The sequence below is a fragment of the Bradyrhizobium sp. UFLA05-125 genome (assembly GCF_059803515.1).
On sequence record NZ_JBANBJ010000106.1, the window covers coordinates 1 to 23,662 of the forward strand.

The following is a 23,662-nucleotide window of genomic DNA, read 5'->3' on the forward strand; positions in this document are numbered from 1 at the left end:
GATCCGGCCCTGCTCGAGACCAGCCTCGGGCCGATCCATCGCGGTGTACGCATCATCAGGGAGATCTCCTGGCGCTGGCGCGAGATCGGCGCCGACGGCCGAATCTGCGACCTGATTGATTCGCAGCTCGCGGCCATCGAAGCCGCCTGCGGTCAGACGTCGACGATCGACCCCCGCGCCGAGCTCAAGGCCGCTTTCGATCTGCTCAGGGACCACATCGAGCGCGTCGAAACGGGAGGCACGGCGGCGCCTTCCCCCCCGCCTGCTCCGGCGCCCGAGATGCTCGCGATGGCGGACGCCGAAACGGCGATGTCGGCAAGCGAGCCACCCGCAGCGGAGATGCCGCACGAGGCCGTGGCCGTCGCCGGGTCCGGGACCACCGTTGCCGCGGGCGAGGTCGTCGACGAGGTGGCGATCAACGAGACGACGGACGTCGCCAGCGAGCACGAACCGGTCGAGGTCGCAGGAGGCCACGTCGCAGTCGGAGAGAGCGCTGCCGAGGCTGCTCCCATCGCGGAAGCCGTCGACGCGTTCGCGATCGATGCCGCAGCCGAGGCGGAAGACGAAGCGATTCTCGAGCGGATCGCGATGGAGATGGCTGCGCCCGATCCCGAGTTCGACGAGGCGACCGCCGAGCCTGCTGAAGTCGCAGCCCCTGTCGAGACGCCCGTCGCCGCCGCGCCGGTCTTGTCCGAGCCAGTCTTGCCAGAGCTGGCCTTGCAAGAGCCGGTTTCGCAAGAGCCAGACTTGCAAGAGCCAGACTTGCCCGAGCCGATCGCAGCCCAATCGATCGCACCAATCGCGCCGTTCGAGCCCGCCGTCGCGATCATGGAACGTCCGGCGCCAGCAGAGGCCTTGGCAGCTCTGCATGCGACGCTGCAAGCCGCCTCGCAGATCTCGCCCCTTCCCATGCCCTCGCCGCTGGAGCCGGCGCTCGGCTCGACGATCCTTGCGAGCGGCATGCTGCAAAAGCCCCGCGCTGCCGCCAACGATCCGCTGGCGCCGATCCGCCGCATGACCCAGGCCGAGAAGATCGCTTTCTTCTCGTAACGGACGCACTCATCGAGCTAGGCAGCAATGGCAGCCGACGATACTCTTACGCTTTGGCGGCCTGTCGGACCGAAGGAGCTTGAGCTGATCCAGCAGAGCGGGATGCGCGCTTTCCCACCGCGCCTGCCGGATCAGCCGATCTTCTACCCGGTTCTGACCGAAGACTACGCCGTTAAGATCGCGCGTGACTGGAATGTCCCGGCGAGCGGAGCAGGATTCGTGACCCGATTCCGGATCAAGCGAAGCTACATCGACGGGTACGATGTGCGGGAGGCAGGCGGTCGATCCCACTTGGAGTACTGGATCCCCGCGGAAGACCTCGAAGCCTTCAATGCGGCCATTGTTGGTCTGATCGAAGTAGTCAAGAACTTCCCTTAGCCAAGGCCGCTCCAGCGTGACTCAGATCACGTTCGGCGCCATCGTGATCTGCATCACGTATCCCTCCCTTGAACGCGGTCTAGCGTCGCCGCAACCAATCTCTGTTCGAGATTAGTCGCTGGGAGCACGCTCATGTTCCGCTTGAAGTCTTTCCTGATTTGCGCGGGATTGCTCGGAAGCCTGTTCGGCTTCGCGTGCAGTCCTGTCTCCGCACAGACCGCCACGCAAGGCAATCCGGCACCGACTGCACTGCAAGGCCCGGAGCAGCGGGTCGCACTGGTGATCGGAAATTCGAACTACAAGAACGCCCCGCAGCTCGCCAACCCCGACAATGACGCGCAGTCGATGGCGCAATTCCTGAACTCGGCGGGGTTCGAGGTGATTTCCGCAACTGACCTGACCCAGAACGACATGCTGAGGGTCGTGCAGGACTTTTCTGCAAAGGTCGCCTCGCGCGGCCCCAACACGGTGGCGATGGTCTACTACGCCGGCCACGGCGTGCAGCTCGCCGGCGAGAACTATCTCGTGCCGGTGGATGCGAAAGTCTCGAACCCCACCGAGCTCGTCAACAACTCGGTCCGTCTCGTCGACGTGATGTCGACGCTGGAGACGATCCCGAGCCGCATGCGTATCGTCATTCTCGATGCCTGCCGCAACAATCCGTTCCCATCCCTGATCGATGCCAATCGCGGTCTTGCCATTGTCGATGCGCCGAACGGCTCGATCGTCGGCTATTCGACCGCGCCCGGTGCAGAAGCACTCGATGGCAAGGGCGATCACAGTCCCTACACCCAGGCCTTCCTGAACGTCGCGCGTGAACCAAATGTGCCGATCGAGCAGTTGTTCAAGCGGGTGCGGCTGGAGGTGAACCACACCACTGACGGCCAGCAGACGCCGTGGGAAAGCTCGTCGCTGACGAGCGACTTCTATTTCTTCGGTGACACCGCGGTTGCCGCCAACCGTGCGCCGATGAACGCGCCGGTCGTGCAGATGGCGTCCAATCTGCCGAGCCGCTCCGCGCAGCAGGCCTACGATTACGTGCTCTCCGAGGGCAATCCCGAGTACTATCAGGAGTTCGTCCGGATGTACCCGCATGACCCGCTGTGCGACCATATCCGTTGGTTGCTCGCCAACCTGCTGATGGCGGAAGCCTGGCACAAGGCGGTTCTCGCCAACTCGCCGATCGCCTACAAGAACTTCTACGACAGTTACGCCAAGAGCCCCTATGCGATGCCGGCATTGAAGCTCCAGATCGAGCCGAAGCAGATCCCGCTGATGCAGGCGACACATTTCCTCGCGCCGCAGACCATTGCGCCGACGCTGAAGCCCGGCAATCTCGGGCCGACCAAGTACACCCCGCTCATCCAGCAGGGCAATGGGGGCGCGCTGAACCACGGCAACAAGCCGATCGACAGCAACGCCACCGGCAAGCTCGGCACGCCGCCCTCCAACAACCAGCCGAACACCACGCCGTCACAGCTCCCGGGCAAGATCGTCACCCTGCCAGCGCCCACCAACAGCACGACCAACAACGGCACCGTGGGCAAGGTCGTGACGCTGCCGGCCACGACCGTGGGCAAGGGCGGTTCGAACGTCGACATAACGAACATCGACGTGAAAACCAACAAAGTCGAGACCCAGAACCAGCCGATCCGGACCGGCAACGGCAATCCCGGAATCGTCAAGCCCAGCACCAATCCGCCGAGCAACGTTCAGGGAGAGACCAACCGTCCGCAACTGAACACGGTGCCCAGCCGGTCGGTGATGAGCACCAACTTCAAGCCGCAATATGCCCAGACGATGAATCGGGCACCGGCGAACGCCGGCATGACTCGCCGCATCGGCTTCATGCACTGATCACTGCTGACTGCGACAACGGCGAAGGGCGAAGCAGCGATGCTCCGCCCTTTCCTATTTGCAGATCGAGACAGGCGAGCGTGGCGTCAGGCCACGAGCTCCGCGAACAGGTCGGCATCGACATTGCCGCCCGAGAGCACGATGACGACGTTCTTGCCGGCAATATCGAGGCGGCCTGCGAGCAGCGCGGCGAGGCCAACGGCGCCGCCGGGCTCGACCACCAGCTTCAGCTCGCGATAGGCAAACCCGACGGCCGCGCCGACCTCCGCATCGGAGGCGGTGACGCCGCGCGACAGCAATTTTCCGTTGATCGCGAAAGTCATCTCGCCGGGGATCAGTGCCATCAGCGCGTCGCAGATCGTGCGCCCGGCGGGCGCATGCGCCTCGCGGTGACCGACGGCAAGCGAGAGCTTGTGATCGTCGAATGCTTCGGGCTCGGCTACGACGAGCTGGGCCTGCGGATAGCGCGCTTTCACTGCTGTCGCTACGCCCGCGATCAAGCCGCCGCCGGAGGCCGGGGCAACCACGATGTCCGGCGCAATACCGAGGGCCGCCATGTCCTCGGCGATCTCGCGGCCCGCGGTGCCCTGCCCCGCGATGACGAAGGGATCGTCATAAGGCCTGACCAGCGTTGCGCCGCGCTTCTCGGCAATGCCGCGCGCGATCGCCTCGCGATCGTCACGGTCGCGATCGTACAGCACGACCTCAGCGCCGTAGGATTTGGTGCGCTCGCGCTTGGACAGCGGCGCATCCGACGGCATCACGATGATCGCCTGCATGTCGAGGATCTTTGCCGCGGCCGCCACGCCTTGCGCATGATTGCCCGAGGAGAACGCCACCACGCCGCCGCTGCGCTTGTCCTGCGGTATAGAGGACACCTTGTTGAAGGCGCCACGGAACTTGAAGGAGCCGGTCCGCTGCAACATCTCCGGCTTCAGGAACACTTTTGCGCCGACGCGCTCGTTGAGCACGGGGAAGGACAAAAGCGGGGTGTGGATGGCGAAGGGCGCGATCACGCGCGCTGCGGCATCGATATCGGCGGGGCCGACCGGGAGGGGCTGTTCCGTCATGGGCAATTTGTATCCCGCCCCTTGACGGCTGGGAAGACACCGCCGCGTGAGGGCGTAGTCCTAGAGCATGATCCGGACCCGAAGGGCCGCGTTAGCGCAAAGTGTGAAGCGGTTTTCCCTCGCGACAAACGCGGAACGCGTTTGCGCGGAGATCATGCTCAAACAATAACCTAAAGCGCGATGACCATTCGTTCCAATCTCATCGCGCTTTAGGCGACGAAACGCGGCTGATCCGGCTCTTGGGCGTGCGGCAGCACGGCGCCGACGGCCCGGATGCTGTCGACGAAGGCGCGCGCCGATGCCTCCCAGGTATGGTTGGCGGCGAATTCGACGCAGTCCTGCCTCGAAATGTCGAGCGCCGCGAGGCAGGCGCTGCGCAGATCCTCGTCCAGCACCCCGACCGGCGCATCGCCAATCACGTCCCGCGGCCCCTTCACCGGGAAGGCTGCCACCGGCAGGCCGCTCGCCAGCGCTTCGAGGAGCACGAGGCCAAACGTGTCGGTCCGGCTCGGAAACACGAACACGTCGGCCGCGGCATAGATTTCGGCCAGCGCCTCGCCGTGCTTTTCCCCCAAGAAGATTGCCTGGGGATAGGCCTGCTCCAGGCCGGCGCGCGCCGGACCGTCGCCGACGATCACCTTGGTGCCGGGCAGTTCGAGGTCGAGGAACGCCTGGAGATTCTTCTCCACCGCGACCCGGCCGACGCAGAGGAACACCGGCGCGGGGAAGCAGAGATCGATGGCGCGGGGATAGAACAGCTTGTTGTCGACACCGCGCGGCCACAGCACGACATTGTCGAAACCGCGCTCGCTGAGCTCGCGCGCCAGCGCCGGGGTAGCGGCCATCACGGCTCGGCTGGGCGCGTGAAAACGGCGCAGCGCCCGCCAGATCAGCGAGCCCGGAACCGGCACCCTGGCGCGGACATATTCGGGGAAGCGGGTGTGGAAGCTCGTCGTGAACGGCAGCTTGTGCTGCCGGCAATAGCGGCGGACCATGACGCCAATCGGCCCCTCGGTCGCGATATGGATGCTGTCGGGACGCGCCTCCTCGATCAGCTTCGCGATCCTCGCCGGCCGCGGCATCGCCAGGCGCACGTCGCGATAGCTCGGCATCGCGAAGGTACGGAACGATTGCGGGGTGAGGAAGGAGAACTCGACGTCCAGCGCCTTCGCAGCGTCAGCGAGCTTGGTCAGCGTCCGAACCACACCGTTGACTTGCGGGTGCCAGGCGTCGGTCGCGACCAGGATGCGCATCATGCGGCTCTTGCCGCGACCTGTGGAACGGCCGCAGGCTTCTGCAACTGATCCGCCCAGGTGATGATCTCGAAATGGCCGTCATCGTGCTCGACGAGCGCGGTGCAGCTCTCGACCCAGTCGCCACAATTCATGTAGCGGATGCCGTTCTCGTCGCGGATCACGGCATAGTGGATGTGGCCGCAGATCACGCCGTCGGCGTCGTGGCGCCGGGCTTCGGCGGACAGCGCCTGCTCGAACGCGCCGATATAGTTGACCGCGTTCTTGACCTTCTGCTTGGCCCATTGCGACAGCGACCAATAGGGCACGCCGAACATGCGGCGGAAGAAGTTGACGAAGCGATTCATCTGGATCGCGAAGTCGTAGGCCTTGTCGCCGAGATGAGCGAGCCAGCGCGCGTTCTGCACCACGAGGTCGAAGATGTCGCCGTGGATGACGAGGTAGCGCTTGCCGTCGACGCCGGTGTGCACGGTGTTCTCGACGACGTCGATGCCGCCGAAATGCGTGCCGTAATAGTTGCGCAGGAATTCGTCGTGATTGCCGGGCACGTAGATGACCTTGGCGCCCTTGCGCGCCTTGCGCAGCAGCTTTTGCACCAGGTCGTTGTGCGATTGCGGCCAGTGCCAGCTCGATTTCAGCGCCCAGCCATCGACGATGTCGCCAACGAGATAGATCGTGTCGGCATCGTGGTAGCGCAGGAAGTCCAGCAGAAGGTCGGCTTGCGAGCCGCGGGCCCCGAGATGAACGTCGGAGATGAACAACGTGCGAAAGCGCCGCTCCGGGCTCTCGTCACTCACATCGTAACTTCCCATGCGCCAGCCTGTAACAATATCCCGTGACAGGGGGATGACCGATTGAACCTGTGAGGCACCCTCAGATACGAATCAAACCTTGCCTCGCCCCCTTCGCGGATATCAGCCGCATGCGACAATCAGGCGACATGGCGCGGCAGAGGCCTCCGCAAAACTCCGGGAACCCATAGGTTTATTGGTTAACGCCAGCGGCCGCCGCGCACTGCCGTCGCCATCGCGGCCGAGGTCAATAGAACTTGTGGAAATGATGGATCGGCCCATGGCCGTGACCGACGCTGAAGCGATCGGCAGCCGTAATCGCCGCGCTGATCCAGGCCTTGGCGTTGCGCACGGCCTGCTCGAGTGGCTCGCCCCGGGCGAGGCCCGCCGCAACCGCCGAGGATAGTGAGCAGCCGGTGCCATGGGTGTTTGGGGTCGCAACCCGCGGCGCGGCGAGCGCAATCACGCCGTCCGCGCTGACGAGATAGTCGATGCTCTCGGCGCCCTGCCCGTGCCCGCCCTTGATCAGGACCGCGCGACAACCAAGCGCGAGCAGGCGACGCCCCTGGCTCTCGATCTCGGCCTCGCTCTCCGCGACCTGCTCGTCCAGCAGTGCGGCAGCCTCGGGCAGGTTCGGCGTGATCACCGATGCGAGCGGCATGAGTTTTGTGCGCAACGCCTCGACGGCTTCTGCCGCCAGCAGCCGGTCGCCGGAGGTTGCGACCATCACGGGATCGAGCACGACATGCCGTGGCGACCATCGCGCGAGGCTGGAGGCGATTGCATCGATGCTGGCCGCCTGCGCCACCATGCCGATCTTGACCGCGCCGACATCGAGATCGGAGAACACCGCATCGATCTGCGCGGTCACGAACGCGGCGGGCACCGCATGAATGCCGGTCACGCCTTTGGTGTTTTGCGCGGTCAGAGCCGTGATCGCGGAGGCGCCATAGACGCCGAGCGCCGCAAACGTCTTCAGGTCGGCCTGGATGCCGGCGCCGCCGCTCGAATCGGAGCCCGCGATGGTGAGCGCTATGGGCGTCGTCATGGCGCGGCTTTCGGATGGATCGGGGGCATGGTCTGTCCTAACGCGCATACCCGGGGGCAGCAAGCTTGCTTGCGCCCGGGGCAGCAAGTAGCGCCCGGGGGTAGCAAGTTCGCTTGCTAAAGCCGGCCGATTTTGGCCTATTAGCCGCCAAATCATGCCTTCGGAGCAACCGCGATGGTTCCTTTCTTCGTCCAGATCAAATGCAAGCTCGGCCAGTCCTACACGGTCGCCAACGCGCTCGCCGAAGCCGAGATCGCCTCCGAGATCTATTCCACAGCGGGCCACTATGACCTCCTGGTGAAGTTCTATGTCGACAAGGACACCGACATCGGCCACTTCATCAACGAGAAGGTGCAGATCCTGCCGGGCATCCAGGACACCCTCACCATCATCACCTTCAAGGCGTTTGGCGGCCGCTAACCGTCCTGCTTCCGCTTCGGCGGCGGCTTGGGTCCCTCGACCGGCGGCAGCGATTTCAGATATTCGGCCATCGCGGCGCGGTCCTCGGGCTTGAGCCGCGCGAGATTCTTGATCACCGGCCGCATCGCGCCGGAGGCGCTGTCGCCCTCGGGCATGTCGCCGGTCTCGAGGAAGTCGGCGATGTCCTTCTCGCTCCAGTCGCCGATGCCCTTTTGCGTGATGTTCGGCACCCAGCCCTCACCGTCCGGACTGGGGCCACCGGCAAAGCGTTGCGACGTCATGAGGCCGCCGAGCAGATTGCGCGGGCTATGGCATTCGGCGCAGTGGCCAAAACTGTTCACGAGATAGGCGCCGCGATTCCATTGCGGCGAGCGCTGAGCATCCGCGACGAACGGCTTGCTGTCCATGAACAGCCATTTCCAGACGCCGACATTGCGGCGGATGTTGAAGGGAAACGGCAGATCGTGATCGCGCACCTTGCCCGGCACGGCGGGCAGCGTCTTCAGATAGGCGAAGAGATCGCGGACATCGTCCACCTTCGCATGCGCGTAGGACGTATAGGGAAATGCCGGGAAGTAATGCGCGCCATCAGGCGAAACGCCCTTCATCACCGCATTGACGAAATCAGCCTCGCTCCAGCGTCCGATGCCTTCGGCCGGATCCTGCGAGATGTTGGGCGCGTAGAAAGTGCCGAACGGCGAGCCGATCGCGAGCCCCCCGCCGAGCCGCAGGCGGTCGGGCTGGCCCGGCACCGCATGGCAGGCCGAGCAGCCGCCGGCGTTGAACAGCTCCTCACCGTTGGCAAGATCGGGCGCGCGCGAGGCTGCAGGTAGCGCCAGGGCGACCGGCGCCGTGAGCCACCAATAGAGCGCGAGGCCGAGACCGGCGGCAAGTAGCGCAGCAATGATCGTTCGTCGCAACATTCACGAAATCCATCGATGTCCGACGAACTTAAGGCTGCGGCCACTGCCGCTCCAGCCACGAATAATTTAGATGGTTTGAACGCTTGAGGGGAATAAATTCCAAGTCGCGCTGTTTGGACGTTTGCCACCTTTCGAGGTCAACAGGGAGAGAACCATGAACAAGCCCCTTTTTGCCACGCTCGCGCTGACGGCTGCCGTTGCGTTTGCCGGACCCGCCTGCGCGGAGAAACTGAAGGCGACGCTGGACGGCAAGGCCGAGGTGCCAGCGACGACCAGCAGCGGCACCGGCACGGCCGATCTCGACTATGACGCCGCCAGCAAGAAACTCTCCTGGACCGTCACTTATTCCGGGCTCTCGGGCCCCGCGACTGCCGCTCACTTCCACGGCCCTGCCGAAACCGGCAAGAATGCCGGCGTCGCGGTTGCGATCCCGAATGCGGCGTCGAGCCCCGTCAAGGGCGAAGCGACGCTCACCGACGCGCAAGCGGCCGATCTGCTCAGCGGCAAGTACTACGTCAACATCCACACTGCAGCGAACCCGGGCGGCGAGATCCGCGGCCAAGTGACGAAGTAAGCGCTGCGAAACGTTTCCGCACACAAGGCCGGACGCTCGCAGGAGCGCCCGGCCTTTTCAAGCCAGCGATCGAAGACATCGCGCGCCCGCTTCGATGGAGTCATGACGAGCCCTGCATGTATCGAACAGGGTTCTCCGGGTCCGACGTGAAGACGTCGGCAACTTCCGTGAACAGCAGTGACATCGCATTCTGCTTCAGATCATCGAACCTCTCGAAACTGAAATTGTTGCCGCCCATTCGTAATTCGCCGAGTCGTCCCGCATATCTGCTTACGATCGGCGCGCCCTGCCTGGTCACCGCCACGTACACGCTGATGTAGTTCTTCTGAAGAGCAACACCGATCACCGGCCATTCGGTGCTCTTCCCGGATTTGATCGCATAGCGAAATTTTCCATAGCCGATCATCTTCATCCGCATACCCGCCTCTCCCGCTGGTGTTCCCCTATGGAAAAACCGCTTGAGGGCAGGAGCAGCCTGAACGATCAGCCTGTGGAGGTTGACCAGGTCATGCTTTCGCTCCGGATCGAAATCGAGATAGGCCTGCAATGTGTCTGCCGTTACGCGGAACATGTGAGTCTCGACTGCTGTGGTTGAGCCAATACGCTGTCGGCGAATGGAGTTTTGCTCCACCCGCAGTTTGCCACGCGCCGACACCGCCTGCTTGATCGAAATTGATCACCACCAGACGCCGACGCGCAGCTTGCCTTGCCCATTGGAAATTCGATGGTTTGACCGGTGATTTCGGGTTATGGTCGTTGGTCGCACGCTTTGCGCAGGCGGCCGACTTTTTCGAACACGATGCAGAGTTCGCGCCGGGTTGCCGTTTGAATGGCTGAGCCAAGCGACGGCGCGTGACAAGGTCAGGTCATGGGCGTGTCGACCGATTTCCTCAACGGAGGCGGAAACATGGGCGCGCTGATGCGCGCTCACGATTGGTCGATGTCCCCGCTCGGTCTACCAGACCAATGGCCGGATACGCTCAAGTCAACAGTCGCAACTTGCCTCAATTCCCGCTTCCCAATGGTCGTCTGGTGGGGGCCGCAACTCATCATGCTGTACAACGATGCGTGGCAGCCGATCCTGGGCGAGACCAAGCATCCCCATGGCCTCGGCCGGCCGGGCGCGGACTCCTGGCCCGACACATGGTCGATAGTCGGTCAGCAATTCGAAAGCGCCCTCAAAGGCGTCGCGAACTGGTCGGAAGACCTGCTGCTGGCGAGCGACCGCCACGGATACATGCAGGAATGCTATTTCACGTATTCACATAGTCCGCTGATCGATGCGACCGGCAAGATCGTCGGCGTCCTCACGGCCGTCGTTGAAACGACCGCGCGCATCCTGACCGAGCGCAGGATGCGCGTCCTGGGCGCGCTGTCCAAAGCAACGATCGAAGCAACGACGGGTGCCGTGCCGATCGAGGAGACCTGTCAGAATCTCCTGGATCTGCTCTGCTGCAACAATCCCGACATCCCGTTCGCCGTTCAATACAACGCCGACGAGAACGGGCACGCTCGACTCGTCGCCGCAAGCCAAATCGATTGCGCGCTGTTTCCGTCCTCGGTATCGGCCCTATCACCCGACGATGAATGGGGCATCGTCAACGTCCTCAATACGCGTACGCTGCGGATCATCGAGCGATCGCCCGAACCGCGGCCCGCGCTGCCAGGCGGCGCCTGGCCTGAGCCAACGACGCAACTCGTCGCATTGCCGCTTTTGCGCAAGAGCCCCGGTAACAACCTGGTAGGCGCGTTGCTCATCGGCGCCAATTCGCGCCTGCGTCTCGATTCAGAATATCTTGATTTCCTGATGCTGGTCGCCGCCGAACTTGCGGGATCGATATCGGCCCTCCAGAGCATCGAGACGGAACAGCGCTCCGCGCGAGCCAAGGAGCTTCTCGTGCGAGAATTGCAGCACCGAAGTCGCAATTTGCTCGCGGTGGTCCGGTCAATCTCGGAACGGACGCGTGCGGCGAGCACCTCGCTCGACGATTATGCAAGCGACTTCAATGGGCGCCTGGCCGCGCTTTCGCGGGTTCAGGGCCTTCTCTCCCGCGAGGCGTCGGAAGCGATTGGCCTTGATGAGCTCGTGCACATGGAAATGAATTCGCTGGGCGTGGCGGACTCCTCCGACGTCTCGATCGGCGGCCCGAACCTGGCCCTTCCCCGGGATTCCGTGCAGATGCTTTCGCTCGCTCTGCATGAACTGGGGACCAATTCCATCAAGCACGGTGTCCTCAATGGCTCCGGCGGCACCCTGGAGATCCGATGGCAGCTGGCAAGCACCGACAAGCCCGCTCTGCGTTTCGAATGGAGCGAACACAGACTCAAGCTCGCCGGGCTGGTCGTATCGCATCGACATGGATTCGGCAGGACCCTGCTCGAACAGGGACTGCCCGGGCAGCTTGGGGCGACGACGCGGTTCGATTTGCGGCCCGAGGGCTTGCAGTGCGTTATCGAACTACCCGTTGAACCCGCAACGTGACGGCTGGGGAATAAGGCGAGCGATACCGATCCCACTCGCCCCACCTATCCCTCCGGGCTGCATGCGCAGCGTCAGCCACGCCGTGCGGCCTTGATCGCGGCGACGTCGATCTTCGTCATGCCCATCATCGCTTCGAATGCGCGCTTTGCTTCGGCACCGCCGGCCGCCAGCGCCTCCATCAGGACGCGCGGCGTGATTTGCCAGGAAATGCCCCACTTGTCCTTGCACCAGCCGCACGCGCTTTCCTGCCCGCCATTGCCGACGATGGCGTTCCAATAGCGGTCGGTCTCCTCCTGATCGTCGGTCGCGATCTGGAACGAGAAGGCTTCGTTATGTTTAAACATGGGACCGCCGTTGAGGCCGAGACAGGGCACGCCCGCGACCGTGAATTCGACCGTCAGCACATCACCCGCCTTGCCGGATGGGTAGTCACTGGGAGCGCGGCGGACAGCGCTCACTTTGCTGTCGGGGAACGTCTCGGCGTAGAAGCGGGCAGCAGCTTCGGCATCCTTGTCGTACCAGAGGCAAATCGTGTTCTTTGCCATTCGCAAGTCCTTTCAGTTCCACTCCAATCAGGTTCATTCCCCATCCCCGTCCGAGACAGGCAGTCTTGTCGATGCGCTCCAACCCTGTCCTTTGCCTAGCCATCATATCGTCGCAGCCAATGGCAATTTCTTGACTCGTCCCGCGTCAGCCATCAGATTTCGGACATACACTCGCGCGCGTTGCTCGAATCGAGCCGACGTCCACGGCTCTACCGAACGGGTGGTGTCGATCCATGAGCTTTATCATGCTGGCGACCAGGGGACTTGTGCGCGGGAAAGCTGGCGCGCTGCTCGCGCTTGTGTCGTCAGTCGTCGCGGCCGCGGCGCTTGTCTCGTCCTCCGGATCGGTCGTCGCACAAACCGACATGGAAAAGCAGGCTCAGTGCGAGCTGTCCTTCATCCGCGACACGCGATCGCCATTGGCGATCCAATACATTCGCTCCGCCTGCAACTGGCTCGCTCTCAACGGCGACTCCCTGTTGAACGAACGAAGCAAGGGCTACTATGCCTGCCTCGTGCAGCAGCTCTCGGGCGCCCAGGCCAATGAAGCCGCGGCCGCGATCATCTCGGCATGTCGCACCTCAAACCCGCTTTGACTCGCCGATCGCGCGCCTAGCGCATGATCCGGAAAAGTGTGGAGCGGTTTTCCCTCGCGACAAACGCGGAACGCGTTTGCGCGGAGATCATGCTCAAACAACAACCTGAAGCGCGATGACGATTCATCCTAATCTCATGCGCTTTTAGGCCGCGCTCAACGCCTGGGTGAGGTCCGCGATCAGATCCGAGGGATTTTCGATGCCGATCGAGAGCCGGATCGTGGAATCCAGAACGCCGATCTTCTTGCGGATATCGGCTGGAACGCCGGAATGGGTCATCGTCGCAGGCAGGCTGGCCAGCGATTCCGTTCCGCCCAAGCTCACCGCCAGCTTGAGGATTTGCAGCGCGTTCAAAAATTTCACGGCCGCTTCCTTGCCCCCAACGATGTCGAAGGAGAACGTCGATCCCGCGCCCAGGCACTGCCTTGCGAATACACGTCCGGCCGCCGAGGCCTCTTCGTGATGACCGAGGTAGTGAACCTTCGCCACCTTGGGGTGGTCGCGCAGGAAGTCCGCCACAAGGCGCGCGTTGCTGTCGGCTCTCTCCATGCGGATGCTCAGCGTCTCCAGGGAACGGCTGATCATCCAGCACGAATGCGGATCGAGTTGCGTGCCGATGGCGCCGCGCAGCGCCTTGATGCCCTTGATGACGGCCTTTGCGCCGAGCGCGGCGCCGGCGATGAGGTCGGAGTGACCACCGACATATTTGGTCAGCGAGTACAACGAAATATCCGCGCCGTGCTCGATCGGCCGCTGAAACACCGGTCCAAGCAGCGTGTTGTCGCACGCGATGATCGGCGTGTGGCCCTGGGCGTTCCCGATCGCGTTGGCAACGCGGCGGATCATCGCGATATCGACGAGGCCATTGGTCGGGTTGGCCGGGGTTTCGATGATGATCAAAGAAACACGGCCCTTGCGCATGGCCTCGTCGGAGGCCTGCTTGACCACGGCTTCGTCGATGCCATCGGCGAAGCCGACGGCGCCGATCGAGAGGCGCGCAAGCGTGTTCGTCAGCAGGGTTTCCGTCCCGCCATAGAGCGGCTGGGAGTGCAGAATGACGTCGCCCGGGCGGACGAAAGCGAGGATCGTCGTCGCGATCGCCGCCATGCCGGATGAGAACAGCGCACAGCTCTCGGTACGCTCATAGACCGATAGCCGGTCCTCGACGATCTCGCTGTTGGGATGATTGAACCGCGAATAGACCAGGCCCGCCCCCATCCCTTCCGGCGGCTCGCGCCGGCCAGAGACGAAATCGAAGAAGTCCTGCCCGTCCTCGGCCGTCCTGAACACGAAGGTCGAGGTCAAGAACACCGGCGGCTTGATCGCGCCTTCCGAGAGTTGCGGATCATAGCCATAGGTCAGCATCAAGGTTTCCGGATGCAGCATATGGTTGCCGATGTGGGTCTTGGACGGGAACGGTTTTGCCATGGCCTGTCTCGCTGTTCTCGATTCGGATCCTCGCCGTGCGTTGGAACCCTGCAATGGAAAGGCGGTCAGGAGCTGGATGCGCCGGCATCCAACGACTCATCGTCAACGTCGCGGCGGCTGGCGATCAGGATAGCGCATACGCGACGCTATGGCAGCGATCGGTCAGGCGTGGCGGACAGATTTTCTCTGTTGGGTTTTCGTAGCCCGGATGAAGCGCAGCGTAATCCGGGACAAACCGAACGGCTCGCGCGTGCTCCCGGATTTCGCTGCGCTCCATCCGGGCTACAAGCTACGAGCTCTACCGGTCCGCAAGGGGCCGACCGGCTACTTCAGCTTCACGCGGTACGTGTCGTGGCAGTCGGTGCAGCGGTCGTTGATGCTGGTGTAGGCGGCCTTCAGGCTCGCGAGGTCCTTGACCTTGCCCTTGACGTCCGCGATCGCCTTCTGCACCGGTGGTATCTTGGAGTCGAAATCGGCCTTGTTCTGCCAGACTTTTGGCGACGCGCCGTAGGTCGCATTCACCACGTCCTGCTTGGGATTGACCTCGAAGGTCTTGGCGATCTTGGCGACATCGGCTTCGAGGTTCGTCAGCGCCTCATCGACGGCCTTCTGGTTGTAGTGAATGTCGCCCTTGGTCATCTTCAGGATGACGCCATACATGCTCTTGGCCTGCGAGCGCATCAGATTGTCCTGCTGAACGGCAATCTCCTGCTGCGCCATCACGGCGCCCGCACCCAGCAACAAGGTGCCCACGACAACAATCGTCCGTTTCATCTGGTATTTCTCCGGGCTCGCAGACGTTTCACAAGCATGATCCGGAAAGGTGTGACGCAGTTTTCCGAAAAGATCATGCTCAAACAACAACCTAGGGCCGCCCACCCGTTCCACGGGAAACGCGGCCCATCCCCTGAATAGAACCCCGCCGCGGGGTTTTATTCCCGCGTGCGAAGATCACGCATTTAGAGGCTGTGACGACGGCGGTGCTCGTTGATCGCGATCCACACCCGCTCCGGGGTTGCCGGCATGTCGATGTGGTCGATCTTGTATTCGCGCCAGAGGCCGTCGACGATGGCATTGACGACCGCGGGGCACGAGCCGATCGCACCGGCCTCGCCCGCACCCTTCACCCCCAGCGGATTGGTCTTGCAGGGAACGTTGTGGGTCTCGAACACGAACGCCGGACCATCGGCCGCGCGCGGCAGCGCGTAGTCCATATAGGTGCCGGTGACGAGCTGGCCGTCCCCCGCGCCATAGACCACCTGCTCCATCAGGGCCTGGCCGATGCCCTGCATGGCGCCGCCATGCACCTGACCGGCAAGCAGCAGCGGATTGAGCGTCTTGCCGAAATCGTCGACGATCACGTAGTTGACGATCTTGATCACGCCGGTGGCCGGATCGATCTCGACCTCCGCCAGATGCGTACCGTTCGGATACGTGCCGTCGGCGCTTGCGAAGGTCGCACTGCCGTTCATCTTCGATGGGTCGGCGCCGGGGCGCTTGGCGAGATCGGCAAAGGAGATCGAGCGGTCGGTGCCGGCGATGCGGATCGCGCCGGCCGAAATCTCGAGGTCGCCTGCGCTGGCCTCCAGCGCCTGCGCCGCGATCTCCTTCAGCTTCTTGCCCAGCTCGCCCGTGGCACGCTCCACGCAGACGCCACCTGTGGGGATCGAGGCCGAGCCGCCGGTGCCGAGCCCGGTCGCGATCTCGTCGGTGTCACCCTGGTGGATATGCACGCGCTCCGGCGGTAGGCCAAACTGCTCGGCAACGATCTGGGCGTAAGCCGTCTGGTGACCCTGCCCGCTCGATTGCGTGCCGATCAGGACGGTGACGTCGCCATTGGGGTCGAGCCGCACGTTGGCCGTCTCTTCGCCCATCACGCCACAGATCTCGACATAGCTCGCGAGGCCAATGCCGCGGACCAGGCCCTGCTTCTTGGCCGCCTTGGCGCGCTTTCCGAACTCCTTCCACTCCGCGATCTCCATCGCGCGCTTGAGATGCGCGGCGAAGTCGCCGGAATCATAGACCTTTCCGGTGGCGGTCTTGTAAGGCAGCGCCTTCGGCTGGATGAAGTTCTTCCGACGAATGGCATCGGGCGTCATGTCGAGCTTGCGCGCGCAGGCATCGACGAGGCGCTCGATGACATAGGCCGCCTCGGGCCGGCCCGCGCCGCGATAGGCATCGACCGGCACGCTGTGGGTGAAGATGGTGCGCACGCGGCAGTGGAAAGCCTGGATGTCGTAGAGGCCCGGCAGCATGCCGGCGCCGCCGTGCGGGATATAGGGCCCGAAGGTCGACAGATACGCCCCCATGTCGCCCATGAGGTCGCAGTCCATCGCGAGGAACTTGCCGTCCTCGGCCAGCGCCATCTTTGCGTTGGTGACGTTGTCGCGGCCCTGCGCATCGCCCACGAAATGCTCTGAGCGGTCGGCCGCCCATTTCACCGCCTTCTTCAGCTTGCGCGCGGCGACCGCCATCAGGGCGTATTCGCGATACGGAAACAGCTTTGTGCCGAAACCGCCGCCGACGTCGGGGCAGATCACCCGCATCTTGTCGGTCGGAATGTTGAGCACGTTCTGGCAGAGGATGTCGCGCAGGCGGTGGCTACCCTGGCTGCCGACCGTCAGCGTCAGATGGTCGCGCTTGGCGTCGTATTCGCAGACGGCCGCACGCGTTTCCATGAAGCTTGCGACCACGCGCGGATTGACGATGGAGATTTCAGCGACCGCATGCGCTTTCGCAAAGGCGGCTTCGGTTGCGGCCTTGTCGCCGATCGAGACGTCGAACAGCACGTTGCCGGGCTTGTCCGGCCAGACCTGCGGCGCGCCCTGCTTCACGGCATTGACGACGCCGGTCACCGCCGGCTGCGGCGTCCACTTGACCTCGATCGCCTCGATCGCGTCGCGGGCCTGGTCGATGGTCTCGGCTACCACGAAGGCAATGGAATCGCCGACATGGCGCACCTCGTCCTTCGCAAGGATCGGGTAAGGCGGACCGGTGAACGGATCCGTTTCGAGATTGAACAGGCACGGCAGATTGCCGAGATCCCCGACGTCGTCGGCGGTCAGGATCAGCGCGACGCCGGGCAGCGCGCTGGCGCGGCTCACATCGATCGTATACTTGGCGTGCGCGTGCGGCGAGCGCAGCATCAGGCAGCGCAAGGCCGCGTGCGGCGCATAGTCGTCGGTGTAGCGGCCCTTGCCGCGGATCAGTACGTCATCCTCCTTGCGCAGCACGCTTTGGCCAACGCCGAACTTGATGGGAGCAGCCATTTTCTCTCCATGCCCTCATGGTTGTTTTGCCGCATATTGCAGCGGAACGGCGGGCAGCGCAAACGGCTTTAGCCATGCATGAAGGTCGCAGGCCGGGAAATGGCACCGCTCACCCGTCATAGCGGGAGTGCGCGAAAGGGCCCCGGCCCGCTCATTTCGCCGTGGAGGATGGGCGCAAAGGCTTCGGAGCGGCCACGATTGTTCGCAAAAACGCATGCCCGCTCCTGACGGTTGTCAGTCACATCACACCACGGCCCCACAGATACCTCGTGCTATCTCTCAGCGTATCGATAGCTCGTTGACCTGTGATGTAGTCGACCTCAGCGCGCGTCAAGCCGATGTCCATCAACTCCCGGTCACTCAAGTCGTGCAAGGTGGTTTGTGAGCGCTGACGTTGGCGCCGCTCCTGAAACGCACGCCAATATCGCTGAAGCAAGCCTGGGATGCTCCGCGTTGATGCGGCCGTTGGTCCAGCAGCATCCTTCTCCGGCAAAGCGTCGTCCAGCACTGCAATGGGCGCATTGAGGCGCGCTGCCGCCAAGGCCTCGTCCATTGCGGTCTCGGATGTGATGTTCGTCTGTTGCGGTGGCATCGGATGCTCCTGCTGTTGTGCCGGCAGGGAGCGTGGCCAAACAAAAGGCCCCGTCCGATGCCGGCGGGGCCTGGTGAAAAGATGTCGTCGTCGAATTCCTAGCGCGCGACTCCTTCCACGGCCCAGCCGAAGCGGGTCATGTCCTTGAAGTTGACGTTGCGCACTACTGTGTTCATGAAGCGCGGATACCATAGCAATGGCGCAAAATCAAGGGATGTGCGGAAGTAAGGCGCATCCTAGAGGCGAACGCCCGGCTCCGCCGAATTGCCCCTACGCGAGGGGCATTCCAATGCCACCGCCACCCTTGTGGGGACGCTCGAAGAAACCGGACGGCGCGGATGGAATCAAATCGACGCAGGCACTCGAGCAACTATGGACCAGGAGGGGAACGTCATCCGTGCCAACCCGCTGAGTTGTCCAGAAAAGCTGCGGGGTTCTTTCACCGAATGGCTGATCGCAAACGCTGCAGGTCGTAGGAAGCAGAGCCTCAATCGGACCTGAAAGTCGCGGGAATGGCAGTCCCGTCTTCTTATTCCCGTAGAGCGCGCGAGTGCTCATCCTGCTTGCGCTCAGGTTTGCGCATCGTAGGACTTCGTAAGGTAGCCAATGCAGCGAATAAGACGTGTAGATGTCCAATTCTCGAAGCGACGTCATCCGTCCGATCTCCGGGGGAAGTCTTCGCAGATGGCTACCATAAAGGCATATTCCCACCACATGGGTTAGAGACGCCACTTGAGGAGGGAGCGTGATGACACGCATCCAGTCTTCCCAAGGGATTTGCGCCGATGGCTCCAGGATTGAAGCGGCCGTTCGTGCAAGCTGCTCGATCAAATTCGTGACCTGCCCCCAGCCCGCTACGCTCCGGTCTTGTGCCTCTGCATGAATGTTCGGAACAAAGGGCACGCCCTTCTTTGACCTCACCGCCAAGCAAGCGCAGTGGTCGCGCCGCGTCATACGTCCGATCGCGGCGTCTGTGGCAGGATCAATCGAGAACAGGCGCGAAGGTACGTCTGTGTCGTTGGACATGCTTCTATCCTAACGGCCGGTAGAGCGGACGGGACGAACTTATTGATACGCGCCTAGCCGCGCACCAGCGAGACTAGCCAGCGGCGGCCAAACAGCACAAGGATCGCGAACACGTAGACGATGGTGCCGCCGACAGCCAACAGCGCCAGCGTCAATTCGTCGTGGAAGCGCATCGAGGCAAGATAGGCACCGCCGAAGCGTGCGATCAGCCAGAAGGCGACGGCGAGGATGATCCCGGTCAGCAGGAATTTGACCAGCGACAACAGCCAGACGCGGTCCGGCACGAGAAAGCCGCGCCGCACTGCGAAGAAGAGCACCAGCAGCAGATTGGTCCAGACACCGACGGCGGTTGCCAGCGCCAGGCCGATCTGGGCGAGCGATCCCATCAAGGCAACCTTCAGGGCGACATTGACCGCGATGCCGGTCAGCGATGCCCGAACCGGCGTTGCCGTATCCTTGCGCGCGTAGAAGGTCGCGACCGCGCTGCGGATCAGCACGAAGGGGATCAGGCCGATGGCATAGGCAGCGAGCGTGGCGCCCGCGGCGGCGGCATCGGCCTTCGAGAACGCGCCGCGGGCGAACAGCGCGCGCATGATCGCCTCGGGCACGGTGATGAAGGCCGCGACGAAGGGCACCGAGAACAGCAGCGTGAAGTCGAACGCGCGGCGCTGCGCCTTCATCGCACCGTCGTGGTCGTTGGCCGTGATCCGCCGTGACATCTCCGGCAGCAGCACCGTGCCGATGGCGATGCCGATGACGCCGATCGGCAACTGGTTGAGGCGATCGGCATAGTAGAGTGCCGACAGCGCGCCTGCGGGCAGGAAGGTCGCGATGATGGTGTCGGCAAACAGAGCAACCTGCGTGCCCATCGAGCCCAGTGTCGCAGGCCCCAGCGCCTTGAAGAAGCTGCGGACGTCTTCATCGAGCTTGAGCGGCGCAAAGCGCGGCAGCCCGCCATGGCGCGCGAGATCACCCGCGAGCAGGAAATACTGGAGGAAGCCGGAAATCAGGACGCCCCAGGCGGCGGCATGGCCGGCACCTGGAAACCAGGCGGCGAGCGCCAGCGTCATCATCATCGAGACGTTGAGGAAGATCGACGCGGCCGCGGCACTTGCAAAGCGCTGCATCACGTTGAGCATGCCGCCGTAGAGCGTCACCAGCGTGATCAAAAGCAGATAGGGGAATGTGATCCGCGTCAGCTCGATCGCGAGGTGTCGCTGCTCGGCGTCCTCGGAAAAGCCGGGCGCGAGAATGCTCATGGCCTGCGGCATGAACAGCCAGGCGACGACCAGCAGCACGAGCTGGGATGCAAACAGCAGCGTGAAGATGCGGTCGGCGAACAGTTTTGCTGCCGCCTCGCCCTTCTCGCCATGGACATGGGCATAGGCCGGCACCCAGGCGGCGTTGAAAGCGCCCTCGGCAAAGATCGCGCGGAAGTGATTGGGCAGGCGGAGCGCCACGAAGAAGGCGTCGGCAACAGGGCCAGCGCCGAGGATCGCCGCGAGCATGATGTCGCGGGCAAACCCCGTCAGCCGCGAGAGCAGCGTATAGCCGCCAACTGTGAAAATCCGCCCGAGCATGCGCCCCTTCTAGAGCCTTATCGGTCAACCGATAAGGCTCTGAAGTCTGATGCGATCAAAAAAGACGGGGTGTTCGGCTGTTCACTTCCAACCGGGGAGAGGTCGGATTGCGCCTGGCGATGCGCATTGCTGTGCCCTCTCCCCTTGCGGGAGAGGGCTGCGCCGCGAGTAAACACAAACTCATTGGGGTGAGGGGTTTCTCCCCGCCCGTTCCATGCGGAGAGAGACCCCTCACCCGTCTCGCCGCTCTGCGGCGAGCCACCCTCTCCCGCAAGGGGAGAGGGGAAGTGCGGCAAAACGGCGAAATCAGGTTGAGATCGCGCCGCGCACGGCCGCGATGATTCGCTCCTGGGCCGCCTCGTCGAGATAGGCGTGCATCGGCAGGCTGATGACGTCCTCGGACAGGCTCTCGCAGCCCGGCAGGCCGCCGTCGGCGACCGGATAGTGCCTGTAGGCGGTCTGCTGATGCATGGACTTCGCATAGTAGATCGCGGTCGGCACGCCCTGGGCCTTCAGTGCGGCGGCAAAGCCGTCGCGGTCCGTACCCTTGGGCAGGCGGATGGTGTACTGCGCCCAGACCGAGGTGCAGCCGGGGCTAAGCCGCGGCACGGTGACGACGTTGGACAGGCCACGCGCATAGCGTTCGGCCACCTTGTTGCGCGCCGCAATTTCGTCGTCGAAAATCTTGAGCTTCTCGATCAGGATCGCGGCCTGCATGGTGTCGAGCCGGCCGGTCAGCCCAAGCCGTACGTTGTCGTATTTGTCCGCGCCCTGGCCATGGACGCGAATGCTGCGCAGCGTGTGCGCGAGCTCATCATCGTCGGTGAAGATCGCGCCGCCGTCGCCGAAGCAGCCGAGCGGCTTGGCCGGGAAGAAGCTGGTCGTGGTCGCCAGCGCCAGCGTGCCGAGCTTGCGGCCCTTGTAGCTCGCGCCAAAACTTTGCGCGGCGTCATCAATCACGAACAGGCCTTCGGCCTCGGCGATCGCGGCGATGGCGTCGTGATCGGCGGGTTGTCCGAACAGGTCGACCGGAATGATCGCGACAGGCCTCAAGCCGGCCTTCCGGGCGGTCGCAATGCCGCGCTTCAGGGATTCGGCGCTCATGTTGAAGGTCGCCTCATCGACATCGACGTAGACCGGTGTAGCGCCGGTGCGCGCCGCCGGCGAAGCGGTTGCGATGAAGGTGAACGACGGACACAGCACGGCATCGCCAGGCCCGACGTTCTTTGCCATCAGCACCATCAGAAGCGCATCGGTGCCGCTGGCGCAGCCCACCACATGCTTGGCGCCGCAATAGGCCGCGAGCTGCTTCTCGAGCTCGGTCACCTCCGGGCCGTTGACGAACTGGCAATGGTCGAGCACGCGCGTGACCGCGGCATCGAGCGAGGCGCCAAGCCGGCGGCGCTGCGCGCCGACATCGATGAAGGGGATGGGATCGGAACGCAGATGCTGGTTCATGGCGCCTTGCGGGTTGTCTTGCAGATTCTGGGTGGTCGACATCGAGACGGATCAGCCGGCGACGCGGCGCGGCCCCTTACGGGCTGCGGATGCCGCGGCAGGACGGCTCGGCGCCTCCAGGCAGCGCGTGGCGATCTCGAGGCTCGCAACGCCCTCATCGCCGGTCACCGCCGGCGTCTCGCCGTGGCGCACCGCGTTGAGGAACGAGATCAGCTCGGCGCGCAGCGGCTCGTCATGACCGACCGGCAGATGCCGCATCGAATAGCTGCCGTCCGGCTTGAAGCCGAAGCATTCGGTGACCTGGCGCGTCAACAGATCGCCCATGACGTATTTGCCGCGGGTCGCGACCGTCACGCTGCGTGCCTTGAACGGCGTCAGCCAGTTGGTGTTGATGTGGGCAAGCACGCCCGACGCGGTGCGGAACTGCAACAGCGCGATGTCCTCGCGCTCGGCGACCGCACTCGACAATTGCGGCTGCACCTCGACGATATCGGACTCGGTGAACCAGCGGATCAGGTCGATGTCATGCACGGCGAGGTCGATCACCACTCCGACATTCGACATCCGCGGCGGAAACGGACCGACGCGCGTGATCGCAATGGACAGGATGTCCTCGCCCGCGATCGCCTGCTTGACCGCAGCGACCGCCGGATTGAAGCGCTCGACGTGACCGACCATCAGCGTCACGCCGGCCTCGCGGGCAGCAGTGACGATCTCGCGCCCCTCCTCCACTGTCGATGCGATCGGCTTCTCGACCATCACGTGGACCTTCCTGGCGATGCAGGCGAGCGAGATCTCGTGGTGCAGGTGGGTCGGCGCTGCGACCGTGACGGCATCGACGCCTTCGGCGACGAGCTGATCGAGCGTCTCGAAGCACTGGCAATCGGCAAGCTCGGTCGCACGCGCGCGGTGCGCCGGCGAAGGATCGACCACACCGACCAGACTGACGCCGGGAAGCCCCGCGAGCACGCGCGCGTGGTTGCTGCCCATCACGCCCGCGCCGATCACACCGACACGCAAGCCGGCCTTTGCCGGTGCAGATCCCTTGGAACTCATATGATCGAACCCCGATTCAACCCAAATCCCCGGCCACTTCCTAGCATGAGCGCCACATTTGTGGCGAATGCCGACATCGTAAGCCGGACACGATTTGATTCAAAAAATTACACGTTCCCCGGGCCTTAGCTCAGTTGGATGCCAGCCTTTGGGCCCGGATCACGTGATTCGGAGTTGCTGTTACGACCTTTGATAGTCGTCTTCAATCCGGATGATATCGTCCTCCCCGAGATAGCTGCCGGTCTGGACCTCGATCAGCTCCAGCA

At 63.6% G+C, this 23,662-nt stretch carries 22 protein-coding genes; 7 read left to right on the forward strand and 15 right to left on the reverse strand.

Annotated features, from left to right (window positions below):
- The 3 genes from SO156_RS42650 to SO156_RS42660 all read left to right on the forward strand — a co-directional run.
- Positions 1-1,050, forward strand: a 1,050-nt coding sequence (locus SO156_RS42650; RefSeq protein ID WP_498539015.1) for a hypothetical protein, incomplete at its 5' end; no start/stop codon positions are given.
- A gap of 27 nt (positions 1,051-1,077) precedes the next feature.
- Positions 1,078-1,428 carry an ADP-ribosylation/crystallin J1 gene (locus tag SO156_RS42655; RefSeq protein ID WP_498539016.1) on the forward strand — a complete coding sequence of 117 codons (351 nt, stop codon included), beginning with the start codon at positions 1,078-1,080 and terminating at the stop codon, positions 1,426-1,428.
- Positions 1,429-1,560: 132 nt separating this feature from the next.
- On the forward strand, positions 1,561-3,285 hold the full coding sequence (locus tag SO156_RS42660) for a caspase family protein (RefSeq protein ID WP_498539017.1): 1,725 nt from the start codon (positions 1,561-1,563) through the stop codon (positions 3,283-3,285).
- 86 nt (positions 3,286-3,371) lie between these two features.
- On the opposite strand, the gene SO156_RS42665 is transcribed toward SO156_RS42660, so the two are convergent.
- The 4 genes from SO156_RS42665 to thiD all read right to left on the reverse strand — a co-directional run bounded on the left by SO156_RS42665 (position 3,372) and on the right by thiD (position 7,447).
- Positions 3,372-4,355, reverse strand: a complete 984-nt coding sequence (locus SO156_RS42665; RefSeq protein WP_498539018.1) for a threonine/serine dehydratase family protein — start codon at positions 4,353-4,355, stop codon at positions 3,372-3,374.
- Between the two features lie 209 nt (positions 4,356-4,564).
- A complete protein-coding gene (locus tag SO156_RS42670; RefSeq protein WP_498539026.1) occupies positions 4,565-5,608 on the reverse strand; it encodes a glycosyltransferase family 4 protein in 1,044 nt (347 codons plus the stop codon).
- A complete protein-coding gene (locus SO156_RS42675) occupies positions 5,608-6,420 on the reverse strand; it encodes a UDP-2,3-diacylglucosamine diphosphatase (protein WP_449383358.1) in 813 nt (270 codons plus the stop codon). Before SO156_RS42675 ends, SO156_RS42670 begins: the two co-directional genes overlap by 1 nt.
- Positions 6,421-6,646: 226 nt before the next feature.
- Positions 6,647-7,447, reverse strand: a complete 801-nt coding sequence (gene thiD / locus SO156_RS42680) for a bifunctional hydroxymethylpyrimidine kinase/phosphomethylpyrimidine kinase (protein WP_458147103.1) — start codon at positions 7,445-7,447, stop codon at positions 6,647-6,649.
- Between the two features lie 174 nt (positions 7,448-7,621).
- Between thiD and SO156_RS42685 the strand changes: the two genes are divergently transcribed.
- The gene (locus SO156_RS42685) at positions 7,622-7,867 is read left to right on the forward strand and encodes an Lrp/AsnC ligand binding domain-containing protein (RefSeq protein ID WP_027528612.1); all 246 of its coding nucleotides are present in this window, start codon (positions 7,622-7,624) and stop codon (positions 7,865-7,867) included.
- On the opposite strand, the gene SO156_RS42690 is transcribed toward SO156_RS42685, so the two are convergent.
- Positions 7,864-8,790 (reverse strand): c-type cytochrome, encoded by a 927-nt coding sequence (locus tag SO156_RS42690; protein ID WP_498539019.1) that lies wholly within the window; start codon positions 8,788-8,790, stop codon positions 7,864-7,866. The two genes, SO156_RS42685 and SO156_RS42690, sit on opposite strands and share 4 nt — an antisense overlap.
- 154 nt (positions 8,791-8,944) lie before the next feature.
- Here SO156_RS42690 and SO156_RS42695 point away from each other — a divergent pair, with 154 nt between their 5' ends.
- Positions 8,945-9,364 carry a CHRD domain-containing protein gene (locus SO156_RS42695; RefSeq protein ID WP_458147105.1) on the forward strand — a complete coding sequence of 140 codons (420 nt, stop codon included), beginning with the start codon at positions 8,945-8,947 and terminating at the stop codon, positions 9,362-9,364.
- A gap of 100 nt (positions 9,365-9,464) precedes the next feature.
- Here the strand turns inward: SO156_RS42695 and SO156_RS42700 are convergent, their stop codons facing one another.
- On the reverse strand, positions 9,465-9,935 hold the full coding sequence (locus SO156_RS42700) for a hypothetical protein (protein ID WP_498539020.1): 471 nt from the start codon (positions 9,933-9,935) through the stop codon (positions 9,465-9,467).
- Positions 9,936-10,772: 837 nt separating this feature from the next.
- Here SO156_RS42700 and SO156_RS42705 point away from each other — a divergent pair.
- Positions 10,773-11,846 (forward strand): sensor histidine kinase, encoded by a 1,074-nt coding sequence (locus tag SO156_RS42705; RefSeq protein WP_498539021.1) that lies wholly within the window; start codon positions 10,773-10,775, stop codon positions 11,844-11,846.
- Between the two features lie 71 nt (positions 11,847-11,917).
- On the opposite strand, the gene SO156_RS42710 is transcribed toward SO156_RS42705, so the two are convergent.
- Positions 11,918-12,391, reverse strand: coding sequence for a VOC family protein (locus SO156_RS42710; protein WP_458147108.1), 474 nt, complete (start codon positions 12,389-12,391; stop codon positions 11,918-11,920).
- A 233-nt stretch (positions 12,392-12,624) separates the two neighbouring features.
- On the opposite strand from SO156_RS42710, the gene SO156_RS42715 reads away from it, so the two are divergent.
- Positions 12,625-12,987, forward strand: coding sequence for a VF_A0006 family four-cysteine protein (locus tag SO156_RS42715; RefSeq protein ID WP_458147109.1), 363 nt, complete (start codon positions 12,625-12,627; stop codon positions 12,985-12,987).
- A 144-nt stretch (positions 12,988-13,131) separates the two neighbouring features.
- On the opposite strand, the gene SO156_RS42720 is transcribed toward SO156_RS42715, so the two are convergent.
- The 8 genes from SO156_RS42720 to SO156_RS42755 form a co-directional block, all read right to left on the reverse strand.
- On the reverse strand, positions 13,132-14,415 hold the full coding sequence (locus tag SO156_RS42720) for a cystathionine gamma-synthase family protein (protein WP_498539022.1): 1,284 nt from the start codon (positions 14,413-14,415) through the stop codon (positions 13,132-13,134).
- Between the two features lie 324 nt (positions 14,416-14,739).
- A complete protein-coding gene (locus SO156_RS42725) occupies positions 14,740-15,189 on the reverse strand; it encodes a c-type cytochrome (RefSeq protein WP_458147111.1) in 450 nt (149 codons plus the stop codon).
- A gap of 185 nt (positions 15,190-15,374) precedes the next feature.
- Positions 15,375-17,684: a xanthine dehydrogenase family protein molybdopterin-binding subunit gene (locus SO156_RS42730; RefSeq protein WP_498539023.1), complete on the reverse strand. Its 2,310-nt coding sequence runs from the start codon at positions 17,682-17,684 to the stop codon at positions 15,375-15,377.
- Positions 17,685-17,922: 238 nt separating this feature from the next.
- Positions 17,923-18,276, reverse strand: coding sequence for a YjiS-like domain-containing protein (locus tag SO156_RS42735; protein WP_498539024.1), 354 nt, complete (start codon positions 18,274-18,276; stop codon positions 17,923-17,925).
- Between the two features lie 1,079 nt (positions 18,277-19,355).
- Positions 19,356-20,882 (reverse strand): murein biosynthesis integral membrane protein MurJ, encoded by a 1,527-nt coding sequence (murJ, locus tag SO156_RS42740; protein ID WP_498539025.1) that lies wholly within the window; start codon positions 20,880-20,882, stop codon positions 19,356-19,358.
- Between the two features lie 306 nt (positions 20,883-21,188).
- Positions 21,189-22,340 (reverse strand): DegT/DnrJ/EryC1/StrS family aminotransferase, encoded by a 1,152-nt coding sequence (locus SO156_RS42745; protein ID WP_498539027.1) that lies wholly within the window; start codon positions 22,338-22,340, stop codon positions 21,189-21,191.
- Positions 22,341-22,391: 51 nt separating this feature from the next.
- Entirely contained in the window at positions 22,392-23,396 is a 1,005-nt protein-coding gene (locus SO156_RS42750; protein ID WP_458147115.1) for a Gfo/Idh/MocA family oxidoreductase, read from the reverse strand.
- Positions 23,397-23,576: 180 nt separating this feature from the next.
- A partial coding sequence (locus SO156_RS42755) for a hypothetical protein (RefSeq protein ID WP_498539028.1) occupies positions 23,577-23,662 on the reverse strand: 86 nt, incomplete at its 5' end.